This window comes from Micromonospora sp. NPDC005161 (genome assembly GCF_053599855.1).
This window is the reverse complement of sequence record NZ_JBSFYQ010000003.1, coordinates 57,920-72,963: the sequence shown is the minus strand read 5'-3', so window position 1 is coordinate 72,963 and position 15,044 is coordinate 57,920. Positions and strand designations below refer to the sequence as shown.

Annotated in this window: 13 protein-coding genes; all 13 read right to left on the bottom strand. The window is 70.2% G+C overall.

Annotation, left to right across the window (positions count from 1 at the left end; translation table 11 throughout):
• Nucleotides 1–186 precede the first annotated feature (186 nt).
• The gene (locus ACWD5O_RS04145; protein WP_354966065.1) at nucleotides 187–1,176 is read right to left on the bottom strand and encodes a LacI family DNA-binding transcriptional regulator; all 990 of its coding nucleotides are present in this window, start codon (nucleotides 1,174–1,176) and stop codon (nucleotides 187–189) included.
• Nucleotides 1,177–1,459: 283 nt separating this feature from the next.
• On the bottom strand, nucleotides 1,460–2,962 hold the full coding sequence (gene araA, locus ACWD5O_RS04140) for an L-arabinose isomerase (protein WP_354966066.1): 1,503 nt from the start codon (nucleotides 2,960–2,962) through the stop codon (nucleotides 1,460–1,462).
• A 25-nt stretch (nucleotides 2,963–2,987) separates the two neighbouring features.
• Nucleotides 2,988–3,977, bottom strand: a complete 990-nt coding sequence (yjfF, locus tag ACWD5O_RS04135) for a galactofuranose ABC transporter, permease protein YjfF (protein ID WP_449935361.1) — start codon at nucleotides 3,975–3,977, stop codon at nucleotides 2,988–2,990.
• On the bottom strand, nucleotides 3,974–5,044 hold the full coding sequence (locus ACWD5O_RS04130) for an ABC transporter permease (protein ID WP_354966068.1): 1,071 nt from the start codon (nucleotides 5,042–5,044) through the stop codon (nucleotides 3,974–3,976). Before ACWD5O_RS04130 ends, yjfF begins: the two co-directional genes overlap by 4 nt.
• Nucleotides 5,041–6,582 (bottom strand): sugar ABC transporter ATP-binding protein, encoded by a 1,542-nt coding sequence (locus ACWD5O_RS04125; protein WP_354966069.1) that lies wholly within the window; start codon nucleotides 6,580–6,582, stop codon nucleotides 5,041–5,043. Before ACWD5O_RS04125 ends, ACWD5O_RS04130 begins: the two co-directional genes overlap by 4 nt.
• Before the next feature lie 69 nt (nucleotides 6,583–6,651).
• A complete protein-coding gene (locus ACWD5O_RS04120; protein ID WP_354966070.1) occupies nucleotides 6,652–7,653 on the bottom strand; it encodes an ABC transporter substrate-binding protein in 1,002 nt (333 codons plus the stop codon).
• A 127-nt stretch (nucleotides 7,654–7,780) separates the two neighbouring features.
• Nucleotides 7,781–8,473 carry an L-ribulose-5-phosphate 4-epimerase gene (locus ACWD5O_RS04115; protein WP_450084529.1) on the bottom strand — a complete coding sequence of 231 codons (693 nt, stop codon included), beginning with the start codon at nucleotides 8,471–8,473 and terminating at the stop codon, nucleotides 7,781–7,783.
• Nucleotides 8,470–10,152: a ribulokinase gene (araB, locus tag ACWD5O_RS04110; RefSeq protein WP_450084528.1), complete on the bottom strand. Its 1,683-nt coding sequence runs from the start codon at nucleotides 10,150–10,152 to the stop codon at nucleotides 8,470–8,472. Before araB ends, ACWD5O_RS04115 begins: the two co-directional genes overlap by 4 nt.
• 183 nt (nucleotides 10,153–10,335) lie before the next feature.
• Nucleotides 10,336–11,124: an ABC transporter permease gene (locus ACWD5O_RS04105; RefSeq protein ID WP_354966073.1), complete on the bottom strand. Its 789-nt coding sequence runs from the start codon at nucleotides 11,122–11,124 to the stop codon at nucleotides 10,336–10,338.
• On the bottom strand, nucleotides 11,121–12,077 hold the full coding sequence (locus ACWD5O_RS04100) for an ATP-binding cassette domain-containing protein (protein ID WP_450084527.1): 957 nt from the start codon (nucleotides 12,075–12,077) through the stop codon (nucleotides 11,121–11,123). Before ACWD5O_RS04100 ends, ACWD5O_RS04105 begins: the two co-directional genes overlap by 4 nt.
• Nucleotides 12,078–12,118: 41 nt before the next feature.
• Complete coding sequence (locus ACWD5O_RS04095; protein ID WP_449935348.1) at nucleotides 12,119–12,961, bottom strand: DUF4097 family beta strand repeat-containing protein; 843 nt, start codon at nucleotides 12,959–12,961, stop codon at nucleotides 12,119–12,121.
• Nucleotides 12,962–13,033: 72 nt separating this feature from the next.
• A complete protein-coding gene (locus ACWD5O_RS04090) occupies nucleotides 13,034–13,555 on the bottom strand; it encodes a hypothetical protein (RefSeq protein ID WP_354966076.1) in 522 nt (173 codons plus the stop codon).
• Nucleotides 13,556–13,656: 101 nt separating this feature from the next.
• Nucleotides 13,657–14,868, bottom strand: coding sequence for an FUSC family protein (locus tag ACWD5O_RS04085; RefSeq protein WP_450084526.1), 1,212 nt, complete (start codon nucleotides 14,866–14,868; stop codon nucleotides 13,657–13,659).
• Nucleotides 14,869–15,044: the final 176 nt, after the last annotated feature.

Sequence of the window (15,044 nt, the reverse complement as noted above, 5' to 3'; positions counted from 1 at the left end):
CCTCCGCCTGAGGTTCCGCCGGTGATCGACTCGTCATCACTGATACCGGGGCATCCCCGATGCCTGGACACCCCGACATCAAGGAAAACGAGACGATCAAGCGGCAACAAGCCGCGCTCGGCCGGTCTGAATCGGAGGTGGCATGGGCCTGGGCGCTGCCAGCCGGCCGCCAGCGACCAGACAGTGTCAGCGGGCCGGGGGTGGGGCGACGCTGTCGCGGGCGACCAGGGTCGGTGCGATGGTCTGCCGCAGCGCCCCTCCGGTGCCCGATTCGATCTGGGCCAGCAACAGCTGGATGCTCGCCCGCGCAACGGCGCCGAAGTCCGGCCGGACGGTGGTCAGCGGCGGAATGAAGTACGCCGCCTCCGGCACGTCGTCGAAGCCGACCACGCTGATCTCGTCCGGCACCCGTCGACCGAACTCGTGCAACGCCCGCAGCACGCCGAGCGCGAGATGATCGTTGGCGGTGAAGATCGCGGTGACCTCCGGCATCCGCGCCAGCAGCTGCCCGGACCGGTAACCCGAGGCCGCGGACCAGTCCCCCTGCATCAACGGTGGCGGGTCGACCCCCGCGGCCAGCAGCGCCTCCCGCCAGCCTTCGATACGCCCAACGCTGTCGAACCAGTCGGACGGCCCCGACACGTGCCAGACCGTGCGGTGCCCGGCGTCGAGCAGATGCTGGGTCGCCGCCCGGGCACCCGCCACCTGGTCGACCGTCACCAACGGCACCGGACGGCGGGGGTCACCGTCGACGGTCACCAGCGGGACGTCCTTGGGCAGGCGTTCCAGCGCCTCACCGGCCGACTCCACCGGCGCGATGACGACGATGCCGGCTACCCGGTGCGACAGGTGCCGCTCGACCGCGTCCGAGATGGAACGGTGGTCCAGGTCCCGCACGCTGCCCACACTCACCGCGAAACCCTCCTCCGCGGCGGTCTGCTCCAGCGCGGCCAGCAACGACGCCGGCCCGTACAACGTCGTGTTCTGCGCGACCACGCCGATCACCTGCGATCGGCCGGTCACCAATGCACGCGCAGCACCGTTGGGTCGATAGCCCAGTTCCTCGATCGCCGCCCGCACCCGCAGCCGGGTCTGCTCACGGACGTTGGGGTGCCCGTTCAGCACCCGCGACACCGTCTGGTGGGAGACACCGGCCAGACGGGCGACGTCCGTCATCGCCGGACCATGCACGGCCATGTCACTTCCCCCGTCTGCGTACCCGAAGTCGCGGCCCGCCGACGTCGACTGGAGCGGTCGGCCGATCCCGGCGCTCAGCCACCACGCCGATGCCAAACCCCCGCTGACCAGCGCTGGATAGCCGCCAGTCTACGCCAGCCACAGCCCTGACCAGGCGTGCGGCTGGCCAGGGGTGACGTCCCGGGCGGCGTGGGCGTCTCCTGCCGGGGCAGGGCATCCTGCCGCCCACGCCGCCTGTCACGGTCACTGCCTCGTGATCATGTTAGAAACCGCGGGCCAGCCGGTAGTAGGCCTGGTTCCAGCGGATCTCGTCGGCGAAGCGGCGGGGCTCGGTGTCGGCGTCGATGACGACCAGTTCGGTTCGGCTCATCTCCGCCAGGTCGTGCAACTCCTCCACGCCCACCGCCTGCGACAGCACGGTGTGGTGCGGGGCGCCGGCGGTGATCCACGCCTCGGCCGAACCGGGCAGGTGCGGTCGCGGACGCCAGACCGCCCGGGCCACCGGCAGTCGCCGCAGCGGCTGCGGCGGAGACACCACGTCGATCTCGTTGGCCACGAGCCGGAAGCGCTCACCCATGTCGGCCAGCCCCAGCACCACCGCCGGTCCGGGTGCGGCGTCGAACACGAGCCGGACCGGATCCTCGCGGCCGCCGATGCTCAGCGGATGGACCTCCACGTTCGGGACGCCGCCCGCGATGGTCGGGCAGACCTCCAGCATGTGCGCGCCGAGCACCAGTTCCTCGCCCGGGGTGAGGTCGTAGGTGTAGTCCTCCATGAACGATGTGCCGCCGTCCACGCCCACCGACATCGCCTTCAGGGTGTGGACCAGCACGGAGGTCTTCCAGTCGCCCTCGCCACCGAACCCGTAGCCGTCCGCCATCAACCGCTGCACGGCGATGCCGGGCAGCTGACGCAGCCCACCGAGGTCCTCGAAGTTCGTGGTGAACGCCCGGAACCCGCCCGAGTCCAGGAAGGCGCGCATGCCGAGCTCCAGGCGGGCGGCGTAGCGCAACGAGTCGTGCCGCTCTCCCCCGGAACGCAGCGCCGGGACGATTCGGTAGCTGTCGTCGTACTCCTTGACCAGATCGTCCACCTGCGCGTCGGCGACCTCGTCGACCACCTGGACAAGGTCGTTGACGCCGTAGGTGTTGACCGACACCCCGAAGCGCAGCTCCGCCTCGACCTTGTCGCCCTCGGTCACGGCGACATCGCGCATGTTGTCGCCGAAGCGGGCCAGCCGCAGCGACCGCATCGCCGACCAGCCGAGCGCCGCGCGGGCCCACGCCCCGACACGGGCGGTCACCCGCGGATCGCTGACGTGCCCGGCCACGGTCTTGCGGGCCACACCGAGCCGGGTCTGGATGTACCCGAACTCACGGTCGCCGTGGGCGGCCTGGTTCAGGTTCATGAAGTCCATGTCGATGTCGTCCCACGGCAGCAGGACGTTGGCCTGGGTGTGCAGGTGCAGCAGCGGCGTCTGCAGGGCGTCCAGCCCGGCGATCCACATCTTCGCCGGAGAGAAGGTGTGCATCCACGCGACGACCCCGATCGCCCCCTGGGCGGCAGCCTCGCGGCAGACCCGCAGGATCTCACCGCTGTTGGTCAGGACCGGCTTCCAGACCACCCGGGCCGGAATCTGCGGCGAGCCGTCGAGCGCGGCCGCGATCAGGCGGGACTGCTCGGCCACCTGCCGGAGAGTCTCCTCGCCGTACATTCCCTGGCTGCCGGTGAGGAACCAGATCTCGGGTGCGGTGTGTGGTGCCATGGGGTTGCCTTCCGCGAGAGGGGCGTCACTTGTAACGGATTCCGATGAGGCGCTGGAGGAGGATGAACGCGAAGAGCAGGCCGCCGATCACGATCTTGGTCCACCAGGAGTTGAGGCTTCCGTCGAAGGTGATGAGGGTCTGGATCACGCCCAGGACCAGGACGCCGAGCACCGTGCCGAAGACGTATCCCGAGCCACCGGTGAGCACGGTGCCGCCGATGACGACCGCCGCGATGACATCCAACTCCATGCCGACGGCGATCAATGGCGCGCCGGAGAGGGTGTAGAAGGACAACAGGATCCCGCCGATCGCGGAGCACAGGCCGCTGATCGTGTAGACGGCGATCCGGGTACGCCCCACCGGCAGGCCCATCAGCAGCGCCGACTGCGGGTTACCGCCGATGGCGTGCACGTTGCGGCCGAGACGGGTGTAGGCCAGCGTGTACGCGGCGACGACGACCACGGCGAACGCGATGAGCACGCTGATCGAGACGAAGTTGCCCCGGGGATCTCCGATCCGCTCCTGGGACATCCTGGTCCAGAACCCGTCGGTGATCGGGATGGACGAGCCGGAGATGAACGTGCACATCCCCCGGGCGAAGAACATCCCGGCGAGCGTGACGATGAACGGCTGGATGTCGAAGAAGTGGATGGCGCAGCCCATCAGCAGGCCGAGCGTCGGGCCGATGAGCAGGGCGATGACGAGCACGAGCGCCGCCGGCAGGCCCTGCTGGAGCAGCGAGGCCGACACCATCGCCGTCATGGCGACGACGGAGCCGACGGACAGATCGATGCCGCCGGTGAGGATCACGAAGGTCATCCCCACCGCGACGACGAGCAGGAAGCCGTTGTCGATGAAGACGTTGAAGATGACCTGCACGTTGGAGAACGCCTGGTACTGGGACACGCCGATGCCGTACATGACCAGGAGCAGGACGAGCGTGGCCAGGACCGGTATCTGCCGCCTCGGCAGCCGGAACCGGGTACGGCCAGCGGTGAGCGATCCAGTGGTCATGCCGGCACCTGCTCCTTCGGCGAGTCGGTGACGGTGCTGGGCGGCGGGGCACTGCTCCTGCGACGGGTGAACCGCGCCCGGAACGCCGGCGCCTGGATGAGGCAGACGGTGATGACGACGACCGCTTTGAACAGCAGCGACGTCTGCGGTGAGATGTTCATGGCGTACACCGTGGTGGTCAGGGTCTGGATGATCAGCGCGCCGAGGATGGTGCCGCTGAGGAAGAACCGCCCGCCCGCGAGGGACGTGCCGCCGATGACGACCGCGAGGATGGCGTCGAGTTCCACCCAGAGGCCCGCGGCGTTGCCGTCGGCGCTGGAGACGTTGGCGGTCATCATGAACCCGGCGACCGCGGCGCAGACGGCGCTGAGGACGTACGCGAGGAAGATGACCCGGCCGGAGCGGATGCCGGCCAGTCGGCTCGCCTCGGCGTTGCCACCCACCGACTCGATGATCATGCCGAGCGCGGTACGGCGGGTGAACGCGGCGACGAGCAGCGCCGCGGCGAGCGCGATGAGGATGGCCAGTGGCAGCGTCAGCACGTGGCCCAGCCCGATCGCCCGGTACGGGCCGGAGTTGATCGTGATGATCTGGCCCTCGGTGATCAGCTGCGCCAGGCCTCGGCCGGCCACCATCAGGATCAGGGTGGCGATGATCGGCTGGATGCCGATCACGGCGACCAGCACCCCGTTCCAGGCGCCGAGCACGAGCGCGACCCCGAGCGCCATCGCGAGGGCGGTCAGCACCACGGGAAGGCTGTTCTGGTCGGGCTGCTGGCTGATGTACAGGCAGGCGGTCGCGCCACTGATCGCGCACATCGACCCGACCGACAGGTCGATTCCGCCGGTCGAGATGACCACGGTCATGCCCAGCGCGACGAGGATCAGCGGCGCGCTCAGCCGCAGGATGTCGATCGGCGTGCCGTACAGGTGCCCGTCCTTGAGCTCGACGGACAGGAACCCGGGCCGGTAGACCGTGTTCGCGGCGAGCATGACGACGAGCACGGCGGCGGGCCAGAACAGCCGGTGACCGGTGATCGCCCGGTAGCGGCCCACGGTGTCGTTCATCGGTCTGCCTCCTCCCGGTGGGTTCCACTGGCGATGGTCTGCATGACGCGGTCGGCGTCGAGGCTCTCGTCGTTGGCGAGCTGCGCGACCATCTGCCGGTCCCGCATCACGGCGACCTTGTGACTGAGGCGCAGCACCTCCTCCAGTTCGGCGGAGATGAACAGCACGGCCATGCCGCCGTCGGACAGCTGCGTCACGAGTTTCTGGATCTCGGTCTTCGCGCCGATGTCGATGCCCCGGGTGGGTTCGTCGAGGATCAGCAGCCGCGGCTCGGTGATCAGCCACCGGGCCAGGAGCACCTTCTGCTGGTTGCCGCCGGAGAGATTGCGGACCGGCACCTCCGGGTCGGCGGGCCGGATGCTGAGGGCCTTGATGTACCTCTCGACCAGCTCGTCCTGGCGTCGACGTGGGATGGGCCGAAGCCAGCCCCGGGCGGCCTGCATGGCGAGGAGCAGGTTCTCGCGGACCGACAGGTCGGCGACGATGCCCTCCGCGCGACGGTTCTCCGAGCAGAAGCCGATGCCCCGGTCGATGGCCTGCGCCGGGGTGCGTAGGCCGCTCGGCTCGCCGTCGACCGCGACCTGACCGCCGTCCGCCCGGTCGGCACCGAACAGCAACCTCGCCACCTCGGTACGCCCGGAACCCAGCAGACCGGCCAGGCCCACCACCTCGCCGGCGTGGATGGTCAGGCTGAACGGCTCGACCGCGCCTGCCCGCCCGAGGTTCGACACCGCCACCAGCGGGCGGCCCTCCTCCACGGCGGCCAGGTCCCGTCGCGAGTGCTCCTCGATGCCCTCGAGGACATCGAGTTCCTTGCCGATCATCTTCTCGACGAGGCTGAGCTGGGGCAGCTCGGCGGTCGGGTACTCGCCGACGAGCCCGCCGTTGCGCAGCACGGTGATCCGGTCGGCGATCTCGTAGACCTGGTCGAGGAAGTGGGTCACGAACAGGATCGCGATGCCCTCGTCGCGCAGTTGCCGCATGATGCGGAACAGCTGCGCGACCTCGCCCGCGTCGAGACTGGACGTCGGTTCGTCGAGGATCAGCACCCGGGCCTGGATGTCGATCGCGCGCGCGATGGCGACCATCTGCTGGATGGCCAGGGAGTACGAGCCGAGCGGCGCGCTGACGTCGAGGTCGAGGTCGAGGCGGGCCAGGAGCGTACGGGCACGACGGCGGACCTCGCCCCAGCGGACGGCGCCGAGCAGCCGGGGCTCGCGTCCGATGAAGAAGTTCTCCGCCACCGAGAGGTTGGTGCAGAGGTTGACCTCCTGGTAGACGGTGCTCACCCCGGCGGCCGTGGCCTGCATCGGCCCGCTGAAGGACACCGGCGCACCGTCGAGGGTGATCGCACCCTCATCGGTGTCGTAGACGCCGGTCAGCACCTTGATCAGGGTCGACTTGCCGGCCCCGTTCTCGCCCATCAGGGCGTGCACCTCGCCGGGGAGGAGCCGGAAGTTGACATCGTGGAGTGCGCGCACCCCGGGGAAGGTCTTGCTGATCCCGGTCATCGTCACGACCGGACGGTTATCCGTCATCCGATCAAGCCTCATCTGGAGGTTGGACACGGGGGCCGCCGCGCGAGCGCGGCGACCCCCCGGCGTCGGTCAGTACTTGCGGTTGGGCAGGGCCTCCTTGGCCTGCTCCTGCGTGAAGGTGGTCTCCTCGGTCTCGATCCGAGCAGGCACCTCCTCCCCGGCGGTGACCTTCTTGGCCAGGTCCATCAGCTGCGGGCCGAGCAGCGGGCTGCACTCGGCGATGAAGTTGAACTTGCCGTCGGCGAGGGCCTGCATGCCGTCCTTGACGGCGTCGACCGTGATGATGGTGATGTCCTTGCCGGGCACCTTGCCGGCCGCGGTGATCGCCTCGAGCGCGCCCAGGCCCATGTCGTCGTTGTGCGCGAACAGCACGTCGATCTTCGGGTTGGCCTTGAGGAACTGCTCCATGACCTGCTTGCCGCCGGCCCGGGTGAAGTCACCGGTCTGCGAAGCGATGATCTTCAGGTTCGGGTTGGCGGCGATCGCCTCGGCGAAGCCCTTCTTGCGGTCGTTGGCCGGGGCGGCGCCCGCGCTGCCCTGCAACTCGACGATGTTCACCGGCCCTGACGCGGTCTTCTTCTGCTCGACCAGCCACTCGCCGGCGAGCCGGCCTTCCTTGATGAAGTCCGAGCCGAGGAAGGTCTTGTAGAGGCTCTTGTCGGCCGAGTCGACCGAGCGGTCGGTCAGGATGACCGGGATGCCGGCATCCTTCGCCTCCTTGAGCACGGTGTCCCAACCGGACTCCACCACCGGCGAGAAGGCGATCACGTCGACCTTCTGCTGGATGTAGTTGCGGATCGCCTTGATCTGGTTTTCCTGCTTCTGCTGCGCGTCGTCGAACTTCAGCTCGACGCCCGCGGCGGCGGCCGAATCCTTGATCGAGGTGGTGTTCGCGGTACGCCAGCCGCTCTCCGCGCCGACCTGGGAGAAGCCCAGCGTGATCTTGCCGTCGTCGGCGGCGCCACCGCCGGTGTCGCTGTTGCCGCAGGCCGCCACGCTGCCGACGAGCAGCACGGTGGCGAGGACCGCGGCGGCGCGCCACGGAGCGGAGTGCGTTCGCATCTTTCTCATCGGATCTCCTTGGCTCGGGGGTTCTGGGCGCCCGCGTGACCGCCGACGTGGGGGCGGGCGGCGTACGCGGGTGGTGCAGGCTGTGCCGTCGGTGGTGCAGCCCGGCGGGCTGTGCCGGGGTCGCCGGTCAGGAACTCGCCGGTGCGGTCGGTTGCTGGCCGTAGACGTTCTGGTAGCGGTGGTAGAGCGCGTCGATGTCCGCCTGCGCGATCGGCAACGGCTGCCCGAGTGCGCGGGTGAGGTGCGCGGTGCGGGCCACGTCCTCGCACATGACCGCCGCCTTGACCGCCGCGCGGGCGTCACGGCCGATGGTGAAGACGCCGTGGTTACGCATGAGCACCGCGGGTGAGCGGTGCCCGGCAAGCGTGGTGACGATGCCCTTGCCGATGTCGTCCCCGCCGATCAGCGCGAACGGGCCCACCGGGATCTCCCCGCCGAACTCGTCGGCCTGCGCCGTGAGGTGGCAGGGAATCGCCTCCCCGCGAGCCGCCCAGGAGGTGGCGTACGAGCTGTGCGTGTGCACCACCCCGCCGACCTCCGGCATGGCGCGGTAGACGTAGGCGTGGGCGGCGGTGTCGCTGGACGGGGCGAAGTCTCCCTCGACGAGGACGCCGTCGAGGTCGCAGACCACCATGTTGTCCGCCGAGAGGTCGTCGTAGCCGATGCCACTCGGCTTGATGACCATGAGGTCCCGGCCGGGAACCCGCGCGGAGATGTTGCCGGACGTCCAGGCCACCAGGCGGTACCGGGTCAGTTCGCCATGCAGGCGGGCCACCGTCTCGCGCAGCTCGCCAATCTGTCGCTTCACCTCGGCGTTCATGCGACCACCTCCAGCGCGGTCTCGTGCGTGGCTGCGCCGGCCTCGACCGCCGCGTTGCGGATCGCGCGCAGACGGAGCATCACGTCGTTGCCTCCACGACCGAAGTGGTCGTGCAGTGTCCGGTACTCGGCGTAGAGGGCGTCGTACGCGCGGGCCCGGTCCGGATCCGGTCGGTAGACCGCCTCGTGCACCCGACCCATCGCCTGCGACGCCTCGTGGATCGACGGGTACTCGCCGGCGGCGACGGCGGCATGGATCGCCGATCCGAGCGCCGGCCCCTGCGCGGAGCCGATGATGTTCAGCGGCCGGTTGGTCACGTCGGCGTAGATCTGCATCAGCAGCTCGTTGGAGGTGAGACCACCGGCGATCACCAGGTCGTTCACCGCCACCCCGGCCTCGACGAACGCGTCAATGATCATTCGCGTGCCGTACGCCGTGGACTCCAGCAGCGCCCGGTAGACGTCCTGCGGCCGTGTGGCCAGGGTCATCCCGACGATCATCCCGCTGAGGTCGTGGTTGACCAGCGGTGACCGGTTGCCGTTCCACCAGTCCAGCGCGACGAGGCCGTGCGCGCCGACCGGCTGGCTGGCGGCCAGCTCGGTGAGGCGTTCGTGCGAGGCGACCCCGGCCGGGGCGGCGTGCTCGACGAACCAGCCGAAGATGTCGCCGACTCCGCTCTGCCCGGCCTCGTAGCCCCACGCGCCGGCGCTGATGCCGCCGTCGACGACGCCGCACATCCCGGCCACCTCGGCGAGGTGCGAACTGTTGACCACGTGACAGGTGGAGGTGCCCATGATCGCCACGAGTCGACCTGGTTCCACGGCCTGCGCGGACGCCGCGGTGACGTGCGCGTCGACGTTGCCGGCGGCAACCGCGATCCCCTCCGGCAGGCCGGTCCATGCGGCGGCACGGGCGGTGAGCGTGCCGGCCCGGGCGCCCAGCGGCAGCAGTGGACCGTCCAGTTTGGCGATGAAGTCACCGAAGGCCGGGTTGAGCGCGGTCAGGAAGCTCTGCGACGGGTGCCGGCCATCCTGCAGGATGCCCTTGTAACCGGCCGTGCAGACGTTGCGGGTCTCGGCACCGCTCAGCTGCCAGACGATCCAGTCCGCGGCTTCGATGAAGCGCTCGGCGCGGTGGTAGACCTCGGGGTCCTCCTCGAGGATCTGGAGGCCCTTGGCGAACTGCCACTCGGCGGAGATCTTGCCGCCGTACCGGCCGATCCACGGCTCCGCCCGCTCGTGGGCGAGGGCGTTGATCCGGTCGGCGTGCGGCTGGGCCGCGTGGTGCTTCCACAGCTTGACCCAGGAGTGCGGGCGGTCGCGCAGCTCCGGCGCCTCGCAGAGGGGCGTGCCGTCGGCGAGCGTCGGCAGCACCGTGCAGGCGGTGAAGTCGATGCCGATGCCGACGATCGCGGCGGGGTCCACCCCCGCGGCGGACACGGCGGCCGGGACGGCGTACCGCAGGACGTCGCGGTAGTCGTCCGGATTCTGCAGAGCCCAGTCCGGCGGCAGCGGCCGACCTGAAGGGAGGGCCGCGCTGATGACTCCGTCGCCGTACTCGTGCACCGCGGTCCCCAGCTCGGCGCCGTCGCCGACCCGGACCACCAGGGCTCGCCCGGACAGGGTGCCGAAGTCGACACCGACGACGTAGCGTTCGCCAGCTCCGTCCACAGGATTCATGTCCACCTCCACCGTCAACGCGCCCAGTGTTAACGCTCACATCTATCCTCGTCAAGACACCCGCCGGCAACAGCTCCGTAACGTCAGCCGGGAGCCCGACAGCGGGACGGCACGCCGATGGCCCGGCCTGTCGGCCGGGCCATCGGGATCTCGCGGCTGTTGAACCGCGAGCGGGCGCTGCGCTCAGCGGGCGGGGTTGCGGTTGTACAACGCCCTGGCCCAGAAGAAGCAGAGCACGGTGATGACGGCACACCAGGCGACCGCGAGGATCCCGTTGGCGCCGATCCCGGTGCCGAGCAGCAGGCCACGGAGGGTCTCCATCACCGGGGTGAAGGGCTGGTAGTCGGCGAACAGTCGCACCGCCGTCGGCATCGAGTCGGTGGGGACGAACCCGCTGCCGAGGAACGGCAGCAGCACCAGCGGCATCGGCAGGTTGCTGGCCGTCTCGACACTCTCGCTGACCAGCCCGAGGGCCACCGACAGCCAGGTGAGCGCGAGAGTGATCATCGCGAGGACGCCGATCACGGCGAGCCACTCGACCGGGTTGGCGTTCGGCCGGAAGCCGACGAGCAGTGCCACGCCGGTCACGACCGCGAGACTGAGCAGCGTCTGGATCAGGCTGCCCAGCACGTGGCCGGTGAGGACCGACGGTCGGAAGATCGCCATGGTGCGGAACCGGGCGATGATGCCCTCGGTCATGTCCATGGCGACCGAGATGGCGGTGCCCTGCGCCGCGCTGACAACCGTGATGAGCAGGATGCCGGGGGTGACGTAGTTGGCGTACTGGGCCCGGTCGCCGGAGGGCCCGAGGCCGGCGCCGAGCGTGCCGCCGAACACGTAGACGAAGAGCAGCAGGATGATGACCGGGATGCCGATGAGCAGGAGCGTCATCGACGGATAGCGCCGCATGTGCAGGAGGTTGCGCCGCAGCATCGTGCTCGAGTCGCGGGCAGCGAGGGTGAGGGTGCTCATCGCGCCATGGCCCTTTCGTTGTCGGGTCGGCCGGTCAGGGTGAGGAAGACGTCGTCCAGGTCGGGGCCGTGCACGGTGAGACCGGCCACGCCCACCGAGGCGCGGTCGAGCTGGTCGAGCAGGGCTCGGAGCGACCCGACCCCACCGTCGCTCGGGACCTGCAGGGTCAGTGCCGCGTCGTCCCGGGTGCCCGACGCCAGCAGGCCAGTGGCCGCGTCGAGCCCCGCCTGGTCGGCGAACTGCAACACGACGTGACCGCCGGGGATGAGCCGTTTCAGCTCGTGCGGGCTGCCCTCGGCGATCAGGCGGCCGTGGTCGAGGAAGGCGATCCGGCTGGCGAGTTGATCGGCCTCCTCCAGGTACTGGGTGGTCAGGAGGATGGTGACGCCGTCGGCGACGAGATCACGGATGATCTGCCACATCGCGCGGCGGCTGCGCGGGTCCAGGCCGGTCGTCGGCTCGTCGAGGAAGATGACGCGCGGATCGCCGACCAGGGTCATCGCGAGGTCGAGCCGACGGCGCATCCCGCCGGAGTACGTCGCCACCGGCTTGTCCGCCGCCTCCGTCAGGTCGAACTGCGCCAGCAGCTCGACGACGCGTCGTCGGCCGGCCGCCCTGCCGAGGTGGCGCAGGTCGGCCATCAGGCTCAGGTTCTCCCGGCCGGTGAGCAGGTTGTCGACGGCGGAGAACTGGCCGGTGACGCCGATCAGTGCGCGTACCGCGTCGGGCTCCCGGGTCAGGTCGTGGCCGCCGATGCGGGCGTCGCCGTCGTCGGCATCGATCAGGGTGGACAGGATCTGCACGGTGGTGGTCTTGCCGGCGCCGTTGGGGCCGAGCAGCGCGAAGATCGTTCCTTCGGCGATCTCCAGATCGACGCCGTCGAGCACGACCTTGTCGCCGTAGGACTTGCGCAGGCCGGTCGCGACTATCGCGGGTCGGGAAGGGCTGGCCATGGTCTCCTCGATTCGTGTACGGGGTGTCGTCGTGCGATCCATCAGGCGCGCCGGATCGTGATGTCGCCGTAGGAGGTGTTCGCCCGGACCTCGACCGTGTCGTCGGTCTGCGCCGGGCTGTCGGTCGTTTCGAGCGCGTTGTGCACCCGGCCGTGCCTGGAGCTGACGTCGAGCCAGGCGGCGGTCCCGCGGCGGACGCCGACCTCGATGGCACCGTAGGAGGTCTGCAACTCGATCGACCCCCGCACGACCTCGCCGAGCCGAACGTTGCCGTAGGCGGTGCGTGCCGTCACTGAGGCCATCGGCCCGTCGAGGGTGATGTCGCCGTAGGCGGTGTTGACCCGGACGTCGGCGTCGCTCCGGCCGATCCAGCAGTCGCCGGACGAGTTCTTGATCTCGGCGGCACCGTCGACCGCACCGATGCGCACCTTGCCGGAGGACGCCTTCACCCGAGCTGATCCGGCGACGTGCTCCACGGCCACCTCGCCGTGACTGGTGTCGATCTCCAGCGGCCCGGTCCGGTCGAGTCGGATCGCGCCGCCGGTCTTGACGTAACACTCGCCGAGCCGCCCCTCGCAGCGGAACGCCGCCCAGGATGCCGTGGCGTGCATCCGTGACCCGCTCGGCACCTCGATCAGGAGGTCGACCGAGGGTCCAGCGCCGGGGCCGAAGCGACGCCAACTCTTCGGCGCTCTGATCATCAGTTGGCCGGCGGCGTACTCGACGGTGGTCTGCTCGGCGGCGCTCACGTCGGCCTTGCTCGACGGGTCACGGGGCCGCACCTGCACGACCGTGTCGGTGCGGTCGGTCGCGGCGATCCAGGCGTCCCCGACGGGCAGCTCGATCTGGACGGAGATGGGCTCTGGCGTATCGAAAACAGGCATGGTGGTCTCCCGGAATGTGGGCAGCGGGCATCGCCGCAGGTGAGTGGGGGGAAAGAAGGAAGGGGTACGCGGTCAGCGCGCCCAGCCGGTGAAGTGCTGGCCGGACCGCGGCTCCACCCGGCGCGGCGGGCGGCGGTCCGGCTCGCCAGCCCCGACGGCGCCGGCGACGGCTCGCACCAGCCAGGCGTTGACCGACAGTCCGGCCCGGCCGGCGGCCTCCTCGACGCTGGTCTTCAGGTGGTCCGGGAGGCGGAGATTGATCCGCGACGTGCCGCCGTCGTCACCGTCCGGCGCGGGCACCGGCGTCGGCAGCACCGGCGGGCCGGCTTCCTCGACCGGCTCGGCCGGGGTGCTGGCCGGCGTCACCACGAAGTCGGGCTCGCGACCGCGCAGCCGGACGTGCACCGAGCCCGGCGCGAGTTCGCGGGTGATCTCGTCGGCCGCGTCGGACAGCGCGTCGAGCAGCATGAGACGGGTCGCCGCCTCCAGTTGGGTGAAGAGCCGCTCGGCCAGGGCCCGGCCGTCCGGGTCGACCCCCTCCGCGGCCACGGCGTACTCGTTACGCAGGTTCTCGACGTACGGCCTCAATTCCATGGCACCATCATGGCACCACTTTGGCTCATCGCGCAACACCCTTGGCTCACAGTGATGCCATCGCCCTGGGGTGGGTGTCATTCCGCTCGGAAATGCGCTGCTCACCCACGGACCCGGGTGGACGTCCTCAGCTCACCGAAGGCGCGTCGGACCATGCGGTTCGCGGCCTCCTGGGTGACCCCGGTGGCCACCAGCAGATCACTGACGGTCGTACGGACCTGGGCGACCACGACCGCACCGGAGAAGCCGACCCCCTCCCGGTAGGCGTCGCCGGCCGCGCAGACCGCCCGCAGCGCCTGCTCCCGCGCCCGCTTGGGTTCGTCGCCGGCGGCGAACTGCCGCTTCATCAGCCGGACCGCCTCGGCCAGGTCGGTGACCGCCCTCGGCATCGGCTCCGGTATCGGCTCGCCGTCCTCGATCAGGCTCACCGACCGGCGGATCAACGTCCCGCTGTTGCGCATCGCCCGGTCGATCGGCTCCGCCGCCTGCGCGTACCGGCCCACCGGTCCGTGCCGTTCGTGCCAGTGCACCGGCGACAGGGTGCTGGCCTCCCGTGCGCCCTGGGTCGCCTCGACGAGTGCGCTCAGCTCGTCCTTGTTCTGCCGCAGCTTGACCATGGCGGCACGTGCCGGGGCGGCATCGTGCCGGGCCAACGCGCCGGCCGTGGCGTCGAGCTGTGTGCTCAGGAGGTCCAGCGCCGGCCGTGCGGCCCGGTTGAGCACCCGCAGCGGGTTCAGCGGCAGCAGTACGGCGGTGACCACCAACGCCACTGCTCCACCGACGAGGGCGTCCACGAACCGGGGGATCTCCAGGTCCCGCACGGACGGACTGAGCGTGGCGATGAGCACCGCTGTCGCCCCGGCCTGGATCACCACCGCCGCGCTGCCAACGAGAAACAACGCGACGACGATCGCCAGCACGACGATCAGGGCGAGTTGCCACCAGCCGGTACCGGTCACCGCGAGCAGCAGGTCACCGATCAGCACCCCGACCGTGACGCCCAGGACCAGCTCGATCGTGCGGCGCAGCCGTTGGCCGACCGACGCGGCGAGGGTCGACACCGCGGAGATCGGCGCGAACACCGGCTGCGAGATGTGCAGCACCTCGTGCACCACCAGCCAGGACAGCGACGCGGCCAGGCCCGCCTGCACGGCGAGCCCGCTGATGGCGCGTGCCCGAAGCAGGCGGTCCCGCAGAGTGGCCACCGTACGGCCGCGAAGCCGGGCGGCGATCGCCGCCAGACCGGCATGGTCGGTGCCGTCGGCGCGGGTCGGCGCACTCCCGTCATCTCCGTGCCGATTGGCGTCGACCATGGCGGCAACTACCCCACCAAGACCGGATCAATCCTGACCGCCGGCGCCGAGGGACCGGCGCACCAGGCGGTCCGGCGCGGGGGTGACCGACGTCGGGTGAGCGGCAGCGCGTCCGCTGTTGCCACGGTTGGGTCGGTGTGGGTGGGGTAGACGCCGGTCTGTCACCGCGATGGCCG